We start from the raw sequence: 19,255 nt of genomic DNA on the forward strand, positions 1-19,255 counted from the left end.
CCGCGCGCGAAGAGGAGTGTGCTCATGCCCCGCCTCGCCATCTCGACCGTGTGTCTGTCCGGCACCCTCGAGGACAAGCTGCGCGCCGCTGCGGCGGCCGGCTTCCACGGGGTGGAGCTGCTCGAGTACGACCTCGTCATGTCACCGTCGTCTCCCCGCCGTGTGCGCGACGAGGCCGCCGGCCTCGGCCTGTCGGTCGAGGTGTATCAGCCGTTCCACGTCGAGGCCGTCGCGCCCGATGTGTTCGAGGCCGGCCTGCGTCACGCCGAGCGGAAGTTCGACGTGCTCGAGGACCTCGGCGCGAACGTCATGGTCGTCTGCTCGTCGACCTCGCCGGCCGGGGTCGATGACGACGACCTCGCCGCGGAGCAACTGCACGCGCTGGCGGGCCGCGCCGAACGGCGTGGCCTGCGGCTCGCGTACGAAGCCGTCCCGTGGGGACGCGTACGCACGCACGATCACGCGTGGCGCATCGTCCAGCGAGCCGACCACCCCGCGCTCGGGCTGTGCCTCGACAGTTTCCACGTGCTGTCCGCGGGCATCGACGTCGCCCAACTCGACCAACTGGCCGGCTCCAAGCTGTTCCACGTCCAACTCGCCGATGCGCCGCGACCGAACATGGACATCCGCGAGTGGAGCCTGCATTACCGGATGTTCCCGGGCCAAGGGTCGCTCGATCTCGAAGGCTTCGTCAGCCAGATCCTGGCCACCGGCTATGCGGGTCCGATGGCGCTGGAGGTGTTCAACGACGTCTACCAGCAGGAAGATCCCAGGCACGCGGCGACCGATGCGATGCGCTCGATGCTCGCGCTGACGGAGGCTGTGGGCACCCCCGGCGGGGCCGCGACCCCCGGATACCTCACCGCTGCAGGTCTGCCGCCGGCGCCGCCTCTCGGCGGGTTCGCGTTCGCCGAGTTCGCCGTCGACGACGTCTCCGCGCCGCTGGTGGCGCGCACGCTCACCGCGCTCGGATTCACCCACACCGGGCAGCATCGCTCCAAGCCGGTCCAGCTGTGGCAGCAGGGCCGCGCGCGGATCCTGCTGAACCTCGCACCACAACGGTCGATCGCTCCCACGACCGCTTCGATCTGTGCTCTGGCTGTCGAGAGCTCTGATGCCATGGGGTCAGGCCGGCGAGCGGAACGGCTGCTGGCGCCGAAGCTGCCCCGGGCTCGCCGGCCGGACGAGACCGATCTGCCCTGCGTGGCCGCCCCTGACGGTACCGCGTTGTTCTTCTGCGAGACCGGGGAGGAGGGCGGTTGGCTCGACGACTTCGCTCCGACCGGGACGTCGCCGCGCACGCCCGAGCTACTGACCGACATCGACCACGTGTCCCTCACCGCGTCGATCGACGACTTCGACCAGGCCGCGCTCTTCTACCGTTCCGTGCTGGGGCTGCTGCCGGGAGAAGCTGCCGAGATCACGGCTCCGTTCGGGTTGATCCGGAGTTGGTCGGGCGCGGATCCTGGCGACCGCGTACGGATCACCTTCAGCACGGCCCCGCTGCGCCGCGGTGACTGGGCGCCCGCGGTGCCGAGCCCTCAGCACGTCGCCTTCGCCACCGACGATGTGATCGCGTGCGCGAGGTTCATGCACGAGCTCGACGCGCCGGTATTGGAGATCCCCAGCAACTACTACGACGATCTCGACGCACGCGTGGCGTTGCCGGCCGACCTGCTGGCCACGATGCGCGAGCACTCGATCCTGTACGACCGCGACGGGCGTGGCGAGTATCTTCACTTCTTCACCGAGATGCTGGGCTCGCGCGTGTTCTTCGAGGTCGTGCAGCGCATCGACGGATACTCGGCGTACGGTGCCACGAACAGCGTTCCGCTGCGCATGGCCGCGCACCGACGCCAGCGGCTGCGGATGCTGGCCAGCGCACCGGCCGACTCCCGAACCGACCATCGCCATGACTACTCGCTCGCGCACCTGACCGCGCTGAGCTTGTCGCCGCCGGAGCTGGTGGATGCTGCCGCGGCGGCCGGCTACCGGTACGTGGGTCTGCGGATGACGAAGGTCACCATGGAGGAACCGCACTACCCCCTGACGTACGACCCCGCGCTCATGCGGGCCACCAAGACCCACCTCGCAGCCACCGGGGTCGAGGTCCTGGACGTCGAGCTCGCGCGGATCACGTCCGGCGACAACCCGCGCGACTACCTGCGCTTCCTGGAAGCCGGCGCCGAGCTCGGAGCCCGTCACGTCATCACGCAGCTGCCGGACGCGGACTTCTCGCGCAAGACCGATCGATTCGCCGAGCTGTGCCAGCTGGCGCGGCCACTCGGCCTGACCATAGATCTCGAGTTCCCGTCCTGGACCGAGACACCCGACCTCGGCGAAGCCACGCGCGTCCTGCGAGCGGCCGGCCAGCCCAATGCGGGGATGCTCATCGACCTGCTGCACTTCGCCCGCTCCGACTCCGACGTCACCGAGCTGCGACAGCTGCCACCGGAGTGGTTCCACTTCGCCCACGTGTGCGACGCGCCGGCCGAGGTGCCGCCCACGACCGAGGGACTCATTCACACCGCGCGCTTCGAGCGACTGTTTCCGGGGGAGGGCGGCATCGACACCCGGGGGATCCTCTCGGCCCTGCCGAGCGGGATCCCCTACGCCCTGGAGATCCCGCGGGCCACTCTCGTCGCCCAGGTGGGCGCGAAAGAGCACGCCCGGCTCGCGATCACTGCCGCCCGCCGTCACCTCGACTCGGTTCATCCGCCGAGCCGCCGAGCCCCCGGCGACCAGGCCCGGACTGCGTGACCGCGTCCGAGCCGAAATGGTTTGGCAACATGCTGGCAACCCGTTGTCTGCTGCCTGTCGACGCTCTTACGGTCAGGAACACATCACCGGCGGAATCGCCGCAGTGGATTCCCCGCAAGATCGAGTGCTGGGAGGCGCTCTGTGAGAATCTTCCGGAAGTCCACGGTCTTGGCGTGGGTGGCCGCGCTTTCGCTCGCCGGAGCCGGTACGGCTTTCGCCCAGCTCGCTCCGCAGCCATATACCGGGCCGACTCCACCTCCCATTGACACCACCTTGGGAAATGAGCTTCCGGTGACCGGCTATTACGTCGAACAGGTCACGGTGAACGGTGCCGCCCGGACGACCAAGGTGTACATCCCCGAGGGAATGCCGATCCGTGGCTACTTCACCATCGTGAGCGTCCCGGACGGCTGGAACACCGAGGACTTCCTCGACGAGAGCGGATGGATCGACATCGCCGACGGGCGCGCCGAGGGTCTTTTCGTCCTCGAGCCCGATCAGTCCACCGGACAGTGGGGCGATGTCGCCGCCGAGTCGGCCTACATCACCGAGGCCCTCGAGATCATGGAGGCGAGGAGGTTCTATTCCACGCATGGCGTCCACTACATAGCCGGATACGGATCGGGCGGTACGGCGCTGCAGGACTATGTCGCCAACAATCCGCTGTCCGTGACCAGCGCGGTGTTCATCGACACCACCGATCTCGGCGATCTCGAACAGATCGGCGCCCAGGAGTTCACCTTCACGCCGAGCTTCACGGACACCGGAATGGATCCACGTTTCACCTCCGTGCCGTACCGGGAGGTGCCCGTTCCGGTCTGGTTCGTGAACCACGACGGCTCGAACGTGGCCGATCTCCTCGCCTACTGGAAACACGCCAACGACGTCGTGCCGTCCGCAGCGCACGAGGCCTACGGAGAGGTGTATCACCAGAGGGAGGACTCCGCGCGGTTGCCCACGGCCTACAGCGAGCCGGTGTCCAAAGTGGCTCTGCTCGAACGGCACGTCGCGTACGACGACAAGCAGTTCACCCGGCAGGTCCACCAGTTCCTGGCCTTCTACACCCGGTACGACAACACGACCGTCTTCGGTAACGCGTTGGGTACGAGACCCGACTACGAAGAACTCGGCGTCGACGTCAAGAGCCTGATCGTCACCGAGGCCGACGGCCAGGTCTGGAACCGCGAGTACCTGGTCTACGAGCCGCAGAACTCGAGGACGGTCAATCCTGACGGTGCTCCGGTGGTGTACGTGTTCCCGGGTGGCAGCCAGCCCTGCACCTTGTTCTTCGACATCACGCGCTGGTGGGAGATAGCCGACGCGTACGGCTTCATCGTCGTCGTGCCGTGCTCGCAGTACTCCGGCCCTCCGTACACGCCGCTCGAGCTGAGGTGGAACTACACGAACGGCAACTTGGATGCCAAGGCCGACGATTTCGAGTTCATCAGGCAACTGACCGCCGTCATCGACGCAGACTACGACACCGATCCAGGCCGTCGGTTCGCCTTCGGCCACTCCAACGGCTCGATGTTCGACCACGGCATGGCCTACCGGATGCCCGAGTACTTCACCGCCATCGCGGGCAACGGCGCGAGCTCCGATCCCGTTCCTGCCTCCGCCACCTCGGTCGTGCCCATGTATCTGAACATGGCCGAGAACGAGAACGGCAACCCCTACCTGACGAATCCCGGGGGCCGCAGGGACCTCGTGTCGTACTGGCTCGACCGGAACGACGTCGGACACGTGGACGACCCCGACTCCGAACAGGCCGGCGTGGGCCTGTTGGAGAGAACGACGTTGTGGCGCTGGAACAACGACCAGGGCATCCCGCTGTACATGTATGGCATCACGGCGGCGCGAAACCACAACGTCGGCGTCGATACCAACTGGACGGCGTGGGAGGAATGGTTCTCGAAGTGGAGCAAGGACGGCGCCGGCAACCTCCACTACGAGGGCAGCCTCGTGCAGGCGGTGACGAGTCCGCTGGTCGCGATGCGGGTGGATCCCCGCGTGCTGAACCTCCGCGCGACGTCGGGGGAGGCGAGGGTGGTGCTCACCGCCGACATCGGCGATCTGTCGTCGTGGAACATCAGCAGCATTCGGTTGCAGGGCGTAGCACCAGTGTCGGTCAGGTCGTCGACCGACGGACGGTCGGTCGTGGCGACGTTCAGAAGGAGCGATCTGTCGATGCTGCCCGCCGGCGATGCGGTGACCATATCTGCCACCGGACGGGTGGAGCGTGACGGCATGGTCAACCCGTTCACCGCCACGACGACCGTACGAATCCTCAAGTAACGGCCGAGCCCAGATGAGCAGAGGAGTCGTCACATGAAACGTCGCACATTCATCACCTCGGGTGCCGCCGCGGGCGCCGCCGCCACCATCGGCCTCACCAGCACTCCGGCGAATGCTCTCGGCGGCGATGACCTCACCGCCGCCGAGAGCGCCAGCGCCCGACGACCCGAGACCATCGCCGCCCGGAGACTGATGTTCGGTGTCGAGAATGTCGATGCCGGAACCGGCCTGCTTCCACGCGACCGCGTCATCGTTTCGTGGATCACCAATTCCAGCTTCGCTGTCGCGGTGGCCGGACGAGTGGTCCTCCTCGACACCTTCATCACGCGTCTCGAGGTCACTCCGGGACGAACTCCATTCGTCATCAAGGACCTCGTCGACGTGGCCCCGTCCGCGATCCTGATCGGTCACGGGCACTCCGACCACGCGGAGAACGCCGCGTACCTCGCGGCCAAGACCGGTGCGACGCTCTATGCGTCCGAGGAGACCTGCGGCGTGATGCGCAGCGACTTCGAGCGAATGAGCAACGACCCGGTGATCCAGAACGATCCGGTTGCCCGCTTCCCGCGCGATGCCGCCCTCGACCTGGTGCCGGTGACCACGACGGGTTCCACGCCTGGGACGCAGATCCTGCGGCTCAACTTCCTCGAGCCCTTCGCCCAGGTGGTCGCGTTCCGGCACCTGCACTCCATCGCGACGCCCTATGACCCGACCTATCCCCGTAACTCCCTCATTCCCGAGACCGGCGTCCTGCCGGTGGACCCGCGGGATGCCGCACTGTTCCCGGCCGGTGTCCCGCTCCGGCCCTCCAATCCGCCGCGTCCCGGGCAGCTGAACCTGCGCACGATCGGAAGCGCCGGCGGGGCGGTCGCCATGTTCTACGCCATCACGCTGCGCAACGGCTCGAACCTCTCGCTCGCTTGGCAGGACACCATCGGTGCGCTCAGGGAGGGCAAAGGATCGGCATGGGCGGACGGCACCCCCGCCGACGGGAAGCGGCTCACCGACATCCTGACCGTGATGGCTCCGGTCGACTTCTACTCCTCAGCGGTCGGGACGGCGAACTTCACCAACAACGGCCTGCGCGACCTCATCGACTATCAGCAGGCACTGCGGCCGCGCATCTTCGTCCCCAATCACCAGACCACCGGCGGTTCGGACGTCGGGGAGACGAAGTCGCTGGTGCACTACGCCATCTACCTCGAACAGCTTCGCAACATGAGCGTCCCCGAGACTGAGTGGCCGGACATCAGGTGGACCCTCGACCCGGCCGACTATCTCAAGCCGCTCGTCTTCGACGTGTCGAAGCCCGACCCGGCGACGCACCAGCGCAGGCGGGCCCAGCTCAGGCACTTCGACCGATTCCCCTACGCCGAGGACGTTCGTGGTCGTGCCCGCGGCGGGACCGACGTTGCGGACGCCGGCCACCTCGACGGCAGCGTCGACGACGATTGCAGCTGACCGGCCGACCAGCAGGCCCCACCAGCTCTTCGTCAGGCACGGGCGCCGGTGGACTCCCTGACGACGAGCTCGGTGGGTAGGGCGACCTGGGGCGACGCGCCGCTGGGCTGCAGCGGCCCGGTGGCCTGGAGCAGGATGTCGACCGCCACGCGTCCGACGTCGGCGTGCGCGCCGCCGAGCGTCGTCAGGCCCGGCGTGCAGAGGTCGGCGGCGAAGATGTTGTCGAAGCCGACGACGCTGACGTCCTGCGGGACCCGGACCGAGCGCTGCGCCAGGCGGCGCATCACGCCGATGGCCAGCAGATCGTTGTGCGCCACGATCGCGGTCGCGCCGGTGCGGATCGCGCCGTCCGCCGCGGCGGCTCCGTGTGACGCCTTGGGTGTGAACGGCCCGATCCGGTCGACCCGCAGGCCGAGCTCCTCGCCGGCCGACTTCAGCGCGGACCAGCGGGTGGTGGCCATCCAGGAGTTGCGGGGTCCGGCCAGGTAGACCAGGTGCTGGTGGCCGAACGAGGCCAGGTGCTCGACGATCTGGTGGCAGCCCTGGGTGTGCTCGAGGACGACGCTGGGCAGGCGGGACAGCTCGCGGCTCATCAGCACGACCGGACGCTGCCCGGCGATCTGGACCAGGTTCTCGTCCGGCAGCCGGCTGGCGCCCAGGACGAAGCCGTCGACGGACGGGACCAGGCGCTGGATCTGGTCGTACTCCACCCGCGGCGACTCCTCCGCGTTGACCAGGACCAGCGTGTACTCCGACGCCCTGGCCCGCAGCTCGGCGCCGCGGATCAGCTCGAAGTAGTGCGGGTTGGTGATGTCGGAGACCACCATCGCCACGGTGTGGTGCCGGCCCGACAACAGGGCACGGGCGTGCGGGTTGGGCCGATAGCCCAGGTCGGCGGCGATGGAGAAGATGTGCTCGCGGGTGCGGGCGTTGACCCGGTTCGGGCTGGAGAAGGCGCGGGACACGGTCGAGGTGGCGACGCCGGCGGCGGCGGCCACGTCGTAGATCGTGGGCCGGGGCATGAGGCAACGTAACCTTGTGGCAACCTGATGGCAACCCCTTGTCGTCTGTTGCGGCCGATCCCTAGGTTGCGTGCTGTGACAGCCGCCACACGGGACACGGGGCCCACGACCTCGACGCCGAAACGCAGGGCTCTGCCGGCCTGGACGGCGCGGCCGATCCGCGTGCTCACCGCCATCGAGCTGGGGATCGGCGCGCTCGCGCTGGTGATCATCTTCGTCCTGCTCCTGGTCCAGACGCTGCAGCGGTACCTGCCGCTGGACGGCTGGCCGTGGACCGGCGAGCTGGCCCGGTTCTGCCTGGTCTGGCTGACGTTCGTGGTCGCCGGCGTGCTGGTGACCAGGGACTCGCACATCTCGATCGAGATGATCGACGGCGTCGGCAGCCCGGTCGTGCGGCGGATCGTGCGGGTCGTCTCGTGCCTGATCGTCGCCGCGGTCGGCGTCGGGCTGACGGCCGAGGCGCTGGCGCTGGTGGAGGACCAGGGCATCCTGAAGTCGCCGGCGATGGGGATGCCGATGTCGTGGCTCTACGGCATCTCGCTGATCGGCTTCGTCAGCACCACGCTGCGCGCCCTCGTGGCGGCCGTCGACTACGGGCTCAACGGCGCACCGGCACCGCAGTACGACGACCTGGACGTGATGGCCGAATGAGCGTCCTCGTCCTCTGCCTGCTCATCACGCTGCTGCTGATCATCCGGGTGCCGGTCGCGTTCGCGTTCATCGGCCCGTCGCTGCTGTACATGGTCCTGTCGGACCACTCGACGGGGCACGCGCTGCGCCTGGTGGCCCAGTCCACGGCGAGCTTCCCGTTGCTCGCCGTGCCGCTGTTCATCCTGCTCGGCTGTCTGGCCAACCACGCCGGCATCGCCACGCGGCTGTTCGACTTCGCGCTGGCGCTGCTCGGCCGGGTGCGGGGGAGCCTGGGCTACGTCAGCGTCGGGACAGCCGTGGGGTTCTCCTGGATGAGCGGCTCGGCCGTCGCCGACGCGGCGGCGCTGGGCAAGGTGCAGATCCCGGCCATGCTCCGGGCCGGGTACTCCAAGCGGTTCGCGCTCGGGGTCACCGGGTCGGCGTCGCTGATCGCCCCCGTCATGCCGCCGAGCATCCCGGCCGTCATCTACGCGGGACTGGCCGCGGTGTCGACCGGCGCGCTGTTCGCGGCCTCCGTCGTGCCCGCGCTGCTGATGGCGCTGGGCCTGTGCGTCGTCGTCTTCCTGCTGGTGCGCCGCGACCCCAACATCCAGCGGCTGGAGTTCAGCTGGGCGCGGGTCCGCGAGACCGGCGTGCGGGTCATCGCACCGCTCGGCGCGCCGGTGGTCATCATCGGCGGCATCCTCGGCGGGATCTTCACGCCGACCGAGGCGGCGGCGGTCGGCGCCGCCTACATGGCCGTGCTCGGCTTCGCGTACCGGACGCTGCGGCTGCGCGACCTGCCGAAGGTGCTCACCGAGGCGGTGCTGACGACCGGCGCCGTCATGCTCATCGTGGCGTCGGCGAACCTGCTCGGCTACATCTTCGCCCGCGAGCAGGTGCCGCAGCAGATCTCCGAGTGGGTGCTGGGCCTGACGACCGACCCGACGGTGTTCCTGCTGCTGGTGCTCCTGCTGTCGTTCGTCCTGGGCACCGCGCTGGACGCCGTCGCCGTCCTGACGCTGACCGTCCCGATCCTGCTGCCGCTCAGCGAGGTCTACGGCGTCGACCCGATCGCGCTGGGCGTCCTCATGATCCTGTCGCAGATGATCGGCCTTCTGACACCACCGGTCGGCACCGTCATCTTCGTCCTCCAGGCCATCACGAAGGCGCGGATGTCGGAGGTGTTCTGGGGCTCGTTGCCGTTCCTCGTCCCGTTCGTCCTGCTGTGCCTGGCGATCATCTTCTGGCCCGACGCGATCCTGTACCTGCCGCGGGAGCTGGGCCTGTGACCGGGCGGTCGGTGCTGGCCGGGCTGTTCGGGCAGGGCGTGAAGCCGTCGCTGACCCCGGAGCTGCACGAGCGCGAGGCGCAGCGGCACGGCCTGCGCTACGTCTACAAGGTCATCGACCTCGCCGACGCCCAGCTGTCCCCTGACCGCCTGGAGCAGCTGCTCCGGCACGCCATCGCGCTGGGCTTCGACGGGCTCAACGTCACCCACCCGGTCAAGCAGGCGATGGTCCCGCTGGTCGACGACGTGACGCCGGATGTGGCCGCGATCGGCGCGCTCAACACCATCCTCATCACCGACGGCGCGACCGTCGGCCACAACACCGACGTCACCGGGTTCGCCAGCGCGTTCGCCCAGGGGCTGCCCGACGCCGACCTGGGCCGCGTCGTCCTGCTCGGCGCCGGCGGCGCCGGCACCGCGGTGGCGCACGCCCTCGTGCGTCTCGGCGTCCGGAACCTCGCGATCGCCGACCCCGACACGTCGCGCGTGGGGGCCCTGACCGCCTCCCTCGGTGGCGCCGGCATCGTCCTGGAGCCGCTGACCGCCGACGCGCTGCCGGACGTCCTGGCGACCGCGACCGGCGTCGTCAACGCCTCGCCGGTGGGCATGGCCGGCCACCCGGGCAGCCCGGTCCGGCCGGAACTGCTGCACCCGGGCCTGTGGGTGGCCGACATCGTCTACCGCCCCGTCATGACCGCGCTGCTCCAGCACGCGCAACGGATCGGCTGCCGCACCCTGACCGGGGCGGGCATGGCCGTTCACCAGGCCGCGGACGCGTTCGAGCTGATCACCGGACAGCCGGCGCATCGAGAGGCGATGTTCGGCGACCTCGATGACCTGATCGCCGCCGAGGTCGAGAACGCGCACCTACATCAGGAGCTCAGTGACGAGAGGAAGCCCTAGAGATGTCCGTTCCCAGCACCCGCACCCGCTCCGCGCTCGCGCTCCTCACCGCCGTCCCGCTGCTCGCCCTCGCCGCCTGCGGTGACGACGGCGACGCCGAGGCCACGTCGTCCGGTGACGGTGGCGACGTCGAGCTGACGCTGGCGCACAGCTACACCGACACGCAGCCGCAGCACCGGTGCGGCGCCCAGGTGATCGCCGACGAGGTGGAGGCGGCCGGCGTCGGCCTGCGGATCGAGATCTTCCCGGCCAGCCAGCTCGGCGGCGACGCCGACCGGATCAGCTCGGTGGTCTCCGGCGACATCGACATCGACATCCAGGGCGCGTCGGCGCTCGGCGCCATCTACGAGCCGGTGAGCGTCCTCGACGCCGCCTACGCGTTCGACGACGCCGACCACCTGGCCCGCTACTTCGAGAGCGAGGCCTCCGACGAGCTGATCGAGAGCTTCGCCGAGGAGACCGGCGTGCACACGCTCGGCGCCTGGTCGGCCGGCATGCGCCACTTCACCGCCAACGAGCCGATCCGCACCCCGGACGACCTCGACGGTCTGCGCATGCGGTTCCCGGCGTCGCCGCAGTTCCTCATGAACGCCAAGGCGCTGGGCGCCCAGGCGGTGGAGGTCGCCTACGAGGAGCTGTTCCTCGCCCTGCAGCAGGGCACCGCCGACGGCCAGGAGAACCCGATCGTCAACATCGCGGCGAACAGCATCCAAGAGGTCCAGGACTACCTCAGCCTCTCCTCGCACCAGGCCAACTCCAACCTGGTGATCATCGGCGGCGCGTGGGACGAGCTGTCGGCCGAGCAGCAGGAGGCGCTGCAGGCCGCGGTGGACGCCGCGGTCGAGCAGGTGCCCGGCTGCGTCGAGGAGGACGAGCAGTCCACGCTCGCCGAGTGGGAGCAGGCCGGCGCGATCGAGGTCGTCGACGACGTCGACGTCGAGGCGTTCCGCACCCGCGCCGACGGCTACCTGCGCGACAACTTCAACGACGAGCAGCTGGCCATCTACGAGAGCATCCGGAGCACGGCGGAGTGACTGGGGCGGGGGAGGTCCAGACGACCCGGGGCGCAGTGGATGCCGGCGAGCTCGGCACCACGCTCATCCACGAGCACCTGTTCGTCCAGCACCCCGAGCTGCAACTGAACTTCCCCCACCCGGAATGGGACGAGGCGGCGGCGGTCGAGCGGGCCGTCGACGGGCTGCGGCGTCTCTGGGACCTCGGCGTCCGCACCGTCGTCGACCTCACCGTGCTCGGCCTGGGCCGCGACGTCGCCCGGGTCGCCCGCGTGGCCGAGCGCAGCGCGGTGCGGATCGTCGTGTCGACCGGCTACTACACGGCCGACGTGCTGCCCGCCTACTTCCACACCCACGGCCCCGGGCTGCTGGTCGACGGTCCGGACCCGCTGACCGAGTTCTTCGTCCGCGACCTCACCGAGGGGGTCGCGGGCACCGGGATCCGGGCCGGCATGCTGAAGGTCGTCACCGACCGGCCCGGCCTCACGGCGGACGTCCAGCGCGTGCTGACGGCGGCCGCGGAGGCGCACCTGCACACCGGCGTCCCCATCACGACGCACACGCACGCGGCGTCGCGGAACGGGCTGGACCAGCTGCGGTTCCTCACCGGCAGGGGAGTGGCGCCCGAGCGGGTCATCGTCGGCCACAGCGGGGACAGCGAGGACCTGGACTACCTGCGCGCGCTGATGGACACCGGCGCCACCATCGGGATGGACCGGTTCGGGATGGAGCACGTGCTGCCCGACGAGCGGCGCGTCGCCGTAGTGCTCGACCTGCTCCGTCTCGGGTACGCCGACCGGATGGTGCTCTCGCACGACGCGGCCTTCTTCAGCCAGGTCACCCCGCCGTCCTGGCGCGCCGTCCACGCGCCGAACTGGCACATGGAGAACATCCCGCGCCGCATCGTGCCGCGGCTGGTCGCCGGCGGCGCCACCGAGGCCGACCTCCACCAGCTGCTCGTCGCCAACCCCGCGCGGCTGCTCGCTCCGGCGAAGGAGAGCTGATGCGCACGTCCATCGCCACCGTCTGCCTGAGCGGGACCCTGACGCAGAAGCTGCACGCCTGCGCCGAGGCCGGCTTCGACGGCGTCGAGATCTTCGAGCCGGACCTCGTCGCGGCGCCGGAGAGCCCGGAGGAGATCGCCGCCCTGGCCGGCCGCCTCGGCCTGTCGCTGGACCTGTACCAGCCGTTCCGCGACGCCGAGGGCGTGAGCGTCGAGGCGTTCGACGCGGTGCTGCGCCGGGCCCGGGCGAAGTTCCGCCTGATGGCGCGCCTGGGCATCGACACCATGCTGGTGTGCAGCAACGTCGCCACGGCCACCGTCGACGACGACGAGCACTCCGCGGCGCAGCTGCGCCGGCTCGGCGAGGAGGCCGCGCCGTACGGCGTCCGCCTGGCGTTCGAGGCGCTGGCCTGGGGCCGCTACGTCGACGACTACCGGCGGGCGTGGCGGATCGCGGAGCTGGCCGGCCACCCCGGCGTCGGCGTCTGCCTGGACAGCTTCCACATCCTGTCGCGCGGCCACGACCCGTCGGCCATCGAGGCCATCCCCGGCGAGAAGATCTTCTTCCTGCAGCTGGCCGACGCGCCCGCGCTGACCATGGACGTCCTCTCCTGGAGCCGGCACCACCGGCTCTTCCCCGGCGAGGGCGCCTTCGACCTCGCCCGGTTCGTCGGGCACGTTCTCGCCGCCGGTTACGGGGGCCCGCTGTCGCTGGAGGTGTTCAACGACACGTTCCGGCAGACCGACGTGCTACGGACGGCGCAGCAGGCCAAGCGGTCGCTGCGGTGGCTGGAGGATCAGGTGGCCCGGTCCGGCGGCGCGGTGTCACTGCCCGGCGGGCCCGAGCGGCTGCCTGACGTCGACCCTCCCCGTGGCTTCGACTTCGTCGAGGTGAAGGCCGAGGACGCCGGCGAGGTGGACACGCTGCTGCGGCAGCTGGGCTTCACGTTCCGCGGCCGGCACCGCAGCAAGCCGGTCCGGCTGTGGGCGCACGGGCCGGCCCGGGTCGTGTGCAACGAGAACCTCGCCCGCGAGTGGCCGCCGACGCTGGCGGCCGTCGGGTTCGAGGTGGCCGACCCCAAGGCCGCCACCCAGCGGGCCGGCGAGCTGAAGGCGCCGCCCGTCTTCCGCCGCACCTACGCCGGCGAGCAGCCGTTGCCGGCGTTCCGGGCGCCGGACGGCACCGAGGTGTTCCTCGCCGGTGAGCCGGAGTGGGTCGCGGAGTTCGAGAGCGACGGCGCCGAGGTCCCTCCCGAGGACCCGGTCCTGACCGGCATCGACCACGTCAACCTGGCGCAGCCGTGGCAGGCCTTCGACGAGGCCGTCCTCTTCTACGGCAGCGTGCTCGGCCTGCGCTCGGCCGGATCGCAGGACGTCGCGGCGCCGACGGGGCTGGTGCGCAGCCAGGTGATCCGCAGCGCGGACGGCGCCGTCCGGCTGGCCCTGAACGTCGCGCCGCCGGCCTACGACGACCCGCGCGGCTTCCCGCAGCACGTCGCGTTCGCCAGCTCCGACGTCATGCTGGCCGCCCGCGCCGCCCGGGCGCGGGGGCTGCGCTGGCTGCCGATCCCCGGCAACTACTACGACGACCTCGCCGCGCGGTTCGACCTGCCGGCGTCGCTGGTCGAGGAGATGCGCGAGCTCGGCGTGCTCTACGACCGCGACGAGAACGGCGACTTCCTGCACTTCTACACCGAGACGGCCGGGAGCGTGTTCTTCGAGGTGACCCAGCGCCGCGGCGGCTACGACGGGTACGGCGCGCCCAACGCCGCCGTCCGGCTGGCCGCCCAGCACCAGCGCGACCAGCGGCTGAGCCGCCGATGACGGCGACGAAGGTGCACGTCCTCAACGGGCCGAACCTCAACCTGCTCGGCGCCCGCGAACCGGGCGTCTACGGCTCCGGCACGCTCGACGACCTCCGCCGCCGCTGCGAGCCGGCCGCGGCTGCTGCCGGGGTGGACTTGGACTTCCGGCAGTCCAACCACGAGGGCGAGCTGGTCGACTGGGTGCACGAGGCCGGGCGCGACGCCGCGGCGGGCGTCACCCTCGGTGCGGTGCTCAATCTCGGCGCGTACACGCACACCTCGATCGCCCTGCGCGACGCGGTCAGCGGGGCCGGGTTGCCCGCGATCGAGGTGCACCTCTCGAACGTGCACGCGCGCGAGCCGTTCCGCGATCACTCCCACCTCGCGCCGGTCGCCATCGGAGTCGTCGCCGGCCTGGGCCCCGACGGGTACGCCTACGCGATCGACGCCCTCGCCCGCCGCCGCGAGCACTCCACCAGGCGCTGACGGGCGCCGGCCCTGGAGGGCGTCGGCCAGCTGCTGCGCCGCTCGGAGACGCGGGTGTCTCGTGGCCGGGGCGACCTTGGGCGGAACCGGCTGATGCCCGCGAAACCGGCGGATGCGCGCCACGCCGACGGTTCCGGGCCGGCGTCGGTCTGCGTCTGCCGGTTTCGCGGGCATCCGCCGTCGAGACCGGGCGGCGGTCAGCTCCGTGCCGCTTGCGGCTGACTTGTCGGCGCACGCCGCTCGTGAAGGGCGCCGACGACGGTCACGGCGGCGATGACGACGCCGGCCAGCGCCAACCCCCACGCCGCGTGAATCCGTAGCAGCAGTGCCCCGGCAGCGGCTCCCGCGAGGATGAGGACGATCGCGAGCGTGCGGCGGGTGGCGCTGCCGCCCCGTCCCGCGCCGAACGGGGAGTCGGCGGCGAGTCCGGTGATCGTGCTGGTGACGACGACGGTGGTGACGTCCTTCACCGCGATGTGACGGGCGGCGGCCGCCTGCAGGCCCATGCCGAGCGCGGCGAGCGTCGTCACCGTGACCATGGTCGCCTGGCCGGGCTCGTCGCCGGCCAGGATCAGGACAGCGGCCAGAGCGAACATGAGGGCGGCCACGACGGCGAACACCCAGGTGACGCCGGGGGTCCAGGGGCGGCCGGCGCGCCGGAGGACCCGGCCGGCGATGGCGGCGCCGGCCATGAAGCCCACCAGGGCGAGCGCCGGGCCCAGCACCGGGAGGTCGTCGGCGCCGGCGATGGCCATGCCGAGGATGACGACGTTGCCGGTCATGTTGCCGGTGAAGACCTTGTCGAGGCCGAGGTAGCCGATCGCGTCGTTGATGCCGGTCGTGAACGTGAGCGCCAGCATGAGCCACAGGTGCATCCTCGGGGCGGGGATCGTTCTCATGGCACGACACCTTTCCCAGCAACTGGATCCAAGACGTGGAGTTTCGGATTCGCTACGATCTTCCGAGAGGCCCGAGACGCGAGGAAGCGAGACCGCGGATGTCCGACACCACCGAGGAGAAGACCGGCCACGCGTTGGTCGACGACCTGGCCAGCCGCATCCGCAACCGCGTCATGTCCGGCGAGATCCCGATCGGCGCGCAGCTGCGCCAGGCGGAGCTGGCCGCGGACTTCGGCGTCAGCCGGACGCCGGTGCGCGAGGCGCTGCGCCAGCTGCAGAGCGGCGGCCTCATCGAGGTGCTGCCCAACCGCGGCGCCGTGGTGCGCGTGCCGGCGCCGTGGGAGGTGCGCGAGGCGTACGAGGTGCGCGCCCAGCTCGAGGCGCTCGCCGCCGCGCGCGCGGTCGACCGCATCACCGACGACCAGCTGGAGCAGCTGCGCCGGGCGAACCAGGAGATGTACGACAACTCGCTGGCCGAAAGCAGGAACGGCGCGGCCGGCCTGCCCGTCAGCCGGCTGGGCAACGACCGCTTCCATACGCTGATCGCCGAGATCTCCGGCAACGCGCGGCTGGCCAAGGTCGTCAACGACATCAACGAGCTGTTCCCGCGCAACGTCTCGGCCCAGCTTATCGTCAACGACACCCGTCACCGGGACGAGAACTTCCGCGAGCACGAGCGCATTGTCGCGGCGCTGGCGGCGGGCGACACTGAGACGGCGGCCGCGGAGATGCGCGAGCACGTCATCAAGGCCGGCGAGCAGCTGGCCGAGTGGTACGAGAAGCGCTCCTCCACCGTCTTCCGCGGCTGAGCATCACCGATTGGATCCCAAACTTCATAGATTGGATGCTAGCAGCTAGGGTGAGGTGAACCTCCGACCGGACGGGAGCCCGCCATGACTGTGACCAATCGCCCCCTCGACGCCGCAGACCTGGAGGAGAAGCCGCTCGGCCCGCCGAGTGCGGAGCCGCTCGACGGCGAGATCCTGGTGCGCAGCCGCGTCGACTTCGCCACCGACGACCGGACGGTCATCTCCGGCGTCTGGGAGAGCGAGCCGGGCCGCTCCCGCTGGGAGTTCCTCACTCGCGGCGAGATCATCCACGTCATCGCCGGCCGGATGACGGTCCAGCGCGACGGCGAGGAGCCGGTCGAGGTGGCCGCCGGCGCGACGGCGTACTTCCCGATCGGGTGGTGCGGCGAGTGGACGGTCCACGAGCGACTGCGCAAGGTCTACGTCGTCTACAAGCCCTGACCTGCGACCTCGGGAGTCCTGGCCGGCAGGCGAACACCTGCATGGCCGGATTGGATCCACGTATGATAGTTTTGGATCCCTAGCGGAAGGGCGATGCGAGATGGATTCGATCGAGGCGGCACCTGCCACCGCCCTCGGCGCGCGAACGGAGATCGACGTCGCCGCCGAGCGTGCGCGTACCGTCGGCGCGGGTCTGTCCCACCACTTCAACGCGGCCGGCTCGGCGCTGCCGTCGCACGGCGTCATGACCGCCGTCGTCGACCACCTGCGCCTGGAGGAGCGGTACGGCGGCTACGAGGCGGCGGCGGTGGCCCGCGAGCGCACCGAGGACGTGTACGCGGCGGCCGCGGAGCTGATCGGCGCGCGTGCCCACGAGATCGCCCTCTTCGACAGCGCCTCGACGGGGCTGCGGGTGATCGTCGACGCGCTCCGGCCGGGCAAGGGGGAGCGGATCGTCGCCTCCAGCACGACCTACGTCAGCCACGCGATGCACCTCATGACGGTGGCCCGCGAGCACGAGGCCGAGCTGGTCGTCGCGCCGGTCGACGCTCAGCGGCAGGTGGACCTGGCCGCGCTCGACGCGCTGCTGGCCGACGGACGCCCGACCATCGTCACCGTCTCGCACATCCCCACGTCGTCGGGGCTGGTCGAGCCCGCCGAGCGGATCGGCGAGATCGCCCGGCGCCACGGCGCGACCTACGTGCTCGACGCCACCCAGTCCGTGGGGCACCTGACCGTCGACGTCGACGCGATCGGCTGCGACGCCCTCGTCACGACCGGCCGCAAGTTCCTGCGCGGCCCGCGCGGCACCGGCTTCGGCTACGTCCGGCAGTCGCTGCTGGAGCGGCTGACGCCGACGGCGCCGGACGTGCGCGGCGCGGAGTGGGTGTCGCGGTCGGGCTGGGAGCTCAACCTCACCGCGCGCCGGTTCGAGTCGTGGGAGAGTGCCGTCGCCGCGCGGCTCGGCCTCGGCGTCGGGCTGCGCGAGGCGCTGGAGCGTTCGCCGCAGACGACCCAGCGCTGGCTGCGGGCGCGCGGCCGGCAGCTGCGGTCCGCCCTCGCCGACGTGCCCGGCGTGACGATCGCCGACCCGGGCGAGGCCTCGTCGGCGATCGTGACGTTCGTCGTCGACGGCGTCGAGTGCCGCACCGTGGTCGAGCGGCTGGCGGCGCGCAACGTGCGCGTGGTGTCGGTGCCCGCGACGCACGGTCAGTGGGACCTCGGCGCGCGGTCGCTGCCGTCGGTCGTGCGCGCGTCGGTCCACGTCTACAACGACGACGACGATCTCGACGCGCTCGTCGAGGGCGTGCGGGCCGTGGTCGCCGGGCGGGTGAGCGGATGACGCGCCACCCCGACGCGGACGTCGTCGTCGCCGGGCTCGGCGTGCACGGCAGCGCGGCCGCCGCGAGCCTGGCCCGCCGCGGCCGGCGGGTGATCGCACTGGACCGCTTTCCGCCGGGGCACGAGCGGGGCTCGTCGCACGGCCGGACCCGGATGATCCGCCGGGCCTATCCCAACCCGGTCTGGAACGAGTTCGTCGACCGCGCGTTCACCGCCTGGGCGGCGCTGGAGGCCGAGACCGGCGAACGGCTCGTCCACCGCACCGGCGGGCTGTACGCGTTCCGCGGCGAGCCGCGCCTGCAGGGACCGGACTGCGTCGTCGTCGACGATCCGGGCGAGCTGGCGCGCCGCATGCCCGGCCTCGCGGTGCCCGCCGGGTACGGTGCCGTCCACGATCCCGCCGCGGGTGTCGTCGAGGCGGCGAGGGCGCTGGCGGCCCTGCAGCGGGTCGCCGCGTCGCACGGCGCGCAGCTGCGGCACGGCGTCCGGGTGCACGGCTGGGAGCCGACGGCGACGGGCGTGCGCGTCACGACCGACGACGGCGAGCTGACGGCGGGCCGGCTCGTCGTCGCGGCCGGGAGCTGGTCCGGCGCGCTGGTGCCGGCACTGGCGCCGCTGCTGGAGGTCTGGCGGATCCTCACGATCACGGTGCGGACCGGGCAGCCGGCCGGCCTGCCGCCGAACCTCGGCACGTTCTCCGTCGACCGCCCCGAAGGCCTCGTGTTCGGCATCCCCGACGCCGACGGCAACGGCGTCAAGCTCGGCGTCGACGCCGGCCTCGTCTGGGACCCGGAACGCCCGGCCGACCCGCCGAGCCCGCAGGAGGTCGCCGGACTGCGTGAGCTCCTGGCCGGCTACGTGCCGGGACTGGACACCACCCCGGTCGAGCTGACCGCCTGCCTCTACACGATGACGCTGGACCGGCGGTTCGTCATCGGCCCGCTCGCCGCGGCCCCGCAGGTCGTGGTCGCGGCCGCCTGCTCCGGCCACGGCTTCAAGTTCGGGCCGGCCATCGGCGACGCGGTTGCCGATCTGTGCGACGGAAAGCCGCGCGACGACCTCGACTTCGTTTCGACGGCGCGGCGGGGGCTCTGAC

General features: G+C 70.9%; 16 protein-coding genes. 14 read left to right on the top strand and 2 right to left on the bottom strand.

The window, feature by feature from the left end; all coding sequences use genetic code 11:
* Window positions 1–24 precede the first annotated feature (24 nt).
* The 3 genes from C1I92_RS04465 to C1I92_RS04475 all read left to right on the top strand — a co-directional run bounded on the left by C1I92_RS04465 (window position 25) and on the right by C1I92_RS04475 (window position 6,516).
* Window positions 25–2,760 (top strand): TIM barrel protein, encoded by a 2,736-nt coding sequence (locus C1I92_RS04465; RefSeq protein WP_158563986.1) that lies wholly within the window; start codon window positions 25–27, stop codon window positions 2,758–2,760.
* 291 nt (window positions 2,761–3,051) lie between these two features.
* Window positions 3,052–5,055 carry an alpha/beta hydrolase family protein gene (locus C1I92_RS04470; protein ID WP_111253465.1) on the top strand — a complete coding sequence of 668 codons (2,004 nt, stop codon included), beginning with the start codon at window positions 3,052–3,054 and terminating at the stop codon, window positions 5,053–5,055.
* 33 nt (window positions 5,056–5,088) lie between these two features.
* A complete protein-coding gene (locus C1I92_RS04475; RefSeq protein ID WP_111253466.1) occupies window positions 5,089–6,516 on the top strand; it encodes an MBL fold metallo-hydrolase in 1,428 nt (475 codons plus the stop codon).
* Window positions 6,517–6,548: 32 nt separating this feature from the next.
* Here the strand turns inward: C1I92_RS04475 and C1I92_RS04480 are convergent, their stop codons facing one another.
* Entirely contained in the window at window positions 6,549–7,538 is a 990-nt protein-coding gene (locus tag C1I92_RS04480) for a LacI family DNA-binding transcriptional regulator (protein ID WP_111253467.1), read from the bottom strand.
* A gap of 75 nt (window positions 7,539–7,613) precedes the next feature.
* Between C1I92_RS04480 and C1I92_RS04485 the strand changes: the two genes are divergently transcribed.
* The 7 genes from C1I92_RS04485 to aroQ are packed head-to-tail and all read left to right on the top strand — an operon-like array spanning window position 7,614 to window position 14,669.
* Complete coding sequence (locus tag C1I92_RS04485; protein ID WP_158563988.1) at window positions 7,614–8,189, top strand: TRAP transporter small permease; 576 nt, start codon at window positions 7,614–7,616, stop codon at window positions 8,187–8,189.
* Window positions 8,186–9,460 carry a TRAP transporter large permease gene (locus tag C1I92_RS04490; protein WP_111253469.1) on the top strand — a complete coding sequence of 425 codons (1,275 nt, stop codon included), beginning with the start codon at window positions 8,186–8,188 and terminating at the stop codon, window positions 9,458–9,460. Before C1I92_RS04485 ends, C1I92_RS04490 begins: the two co-directional genes overlap by 4 nt.
* The gene (locus C1I92_RS04495; protein WP_111253470.1) at window positions 9,457–10,362 is read left to right on the top strand and encodes a shikimate dehydrogenase; all 906 of its coding nucleotides are present in this window, start codon (window positions 9,457–9,459) and stop codon (window positions 10,360–10,362) included. The genes C1I92_RS04490 and C1I92_RS04495 overlap by 4 nt, the downstream gene beginning before the upstream one ends.
* A 2-nt stretch (window positions 10,363–10,364) precedes the next feature.
* The gene (locus tag C1I92_RS04500; protein WP_111253471.1) at window positions 10,365–11,396 is read left to right on the top strand and encodes a DctP family TRAP transporter solute-binding subunit; all 1,032 of its coding nucleotides are present in this window, start codon (window positions 10,365–10,367) and stop codon (window positions 11,394–11,396) included.
* Window positions 11,393–12,379, top strand: coding sequence for a phosphotriesterase family protein (locus C1I92_RS04505; protein ID WP_111253472.1), 987 nt, complete (start codon window positions 11,393–11,395; stop codon window positions 12,377–12,379). The genes C1I92_RS04500 and C1I92_RS04505 overlap by 4 nt, the downstream gene beginning before the upstream one ends.
* Complete coding sequence (locus C1I92_RS04510) at window positions 12,379–14,202, top strand: bifunctional sugar phosphate isomerase/epimerase/4-hydroxyphenylpyruvate dioxygenase family protein (protein ID WP_111253473.1); 1,824 nt, start codon at window positions 12,379–12,381, stop codon at window positions 14,200–14,202. Before C1I92_RS04505 ends, C1I92_RS04510 begins: the two co-directional genes overlap by 1 nt.
* Window positions 14,199–14,669 carry a type II 3-dehydroquinate dehydratase gene (gene aroQ / locus C1I92_RS04515; protein ID WP_111253474.1) on the top strand — a complete coding sequence of 157 codons (471 nt, stop codon included), beginning with the start codon at window positions 14,199–14,201 and terminating at the stop codon, window positions 14,667–14,669. Before C1I92_RS04510 ends, aroQ begins: the two co-directional genes overlap by 4 nt.
* Window positions 14,670–14,866: 197 nt before the next feature.
* On the opposite strand, the gene C1I92_RS04520 is transcribed toward aroQ, so the two are convergent.
* Window positions 14,867–15,568 (bottom strand): YoaK family protein, encoded by a 702-nt coding sequence (locus C1I92_RS04520; protein WP_111253475.1) that lies wholly within the window; start codon window positions 15,566–15,568, stop codon window positions 14,867–14,869.
* 98 nt (window positions 15,569–15,666) lie between these two features.
* Here C1I92_RS04520 and C1I92_RS04525 point away from each other — a divergent pair, with 98 nt between their 5' ends.
* From C1I92_RS04525 to C1I92_RS04540, 4 genes are all read left to right on the top strand, one after another.
* Complete coding sequence (locus C1I92_RS04525) at window positions 15,667–16,377, top strand: GntR family transcriptional regulator (RefSeq protein ID WP_111253476.1); 711 nt, start codon at window positions 15,667–15,669, stop codon at window positions 16,375–16,377.
* Window positions 16,378–16,461: 84 nt separating this feature from the next.
* Window positions 16,462–16,818: a cupin domain-containing protein gene (locus C1I92_RS04530; RefSeq protein ID WP_111253477.1), complete on the top strand. Its 357-nt coding sequence runs from the start codon at window positions 16,462–16,464 to the stop codon at window positions 16,816–16,818.
* Window positions 16,819–16,918: 100 nt separating this feature from the next.
* Window positions 16,919–18,160 carry an aminotransferase class V-fold PLP-dependent enzyme gene (locus C1I92_RS04535; RefSeq protein ID WP_111253478.1) on the top strand — a complete coding sequence of 414 codons (1,242 nt, stop codon included), beginning with the start codon at window positions 16,919–16,921 and terminating at the stop codon, window positions 18,158–18,160.
* Window positions 18,157–19,254, top strand: coding sequence for an FAD-dependent oxidoreductase (locus C1I92_RS04540; protein WP_111253479.1), 1,098 nt, complete (start codon window positions 18,157–18,159; stop codon window positions 19,252–19,254). Before C1I92_RS04535 ends, C1I92_RS04540 begins: the two co-directional genes overlap by 4 nt.
* The last annotated feature ends 1 nt before the right edge of the window (window position 19,255 follow it).

This window comes from Jiangella anatolica (genome assembly GCF_003236295.1).
GTDB classification, from domain to species: Bacteria; Actinomycetota; Actinomycetes; order Jiangellales; family Jiangellaceae; genus Jiangella; species Jiangella anatolica.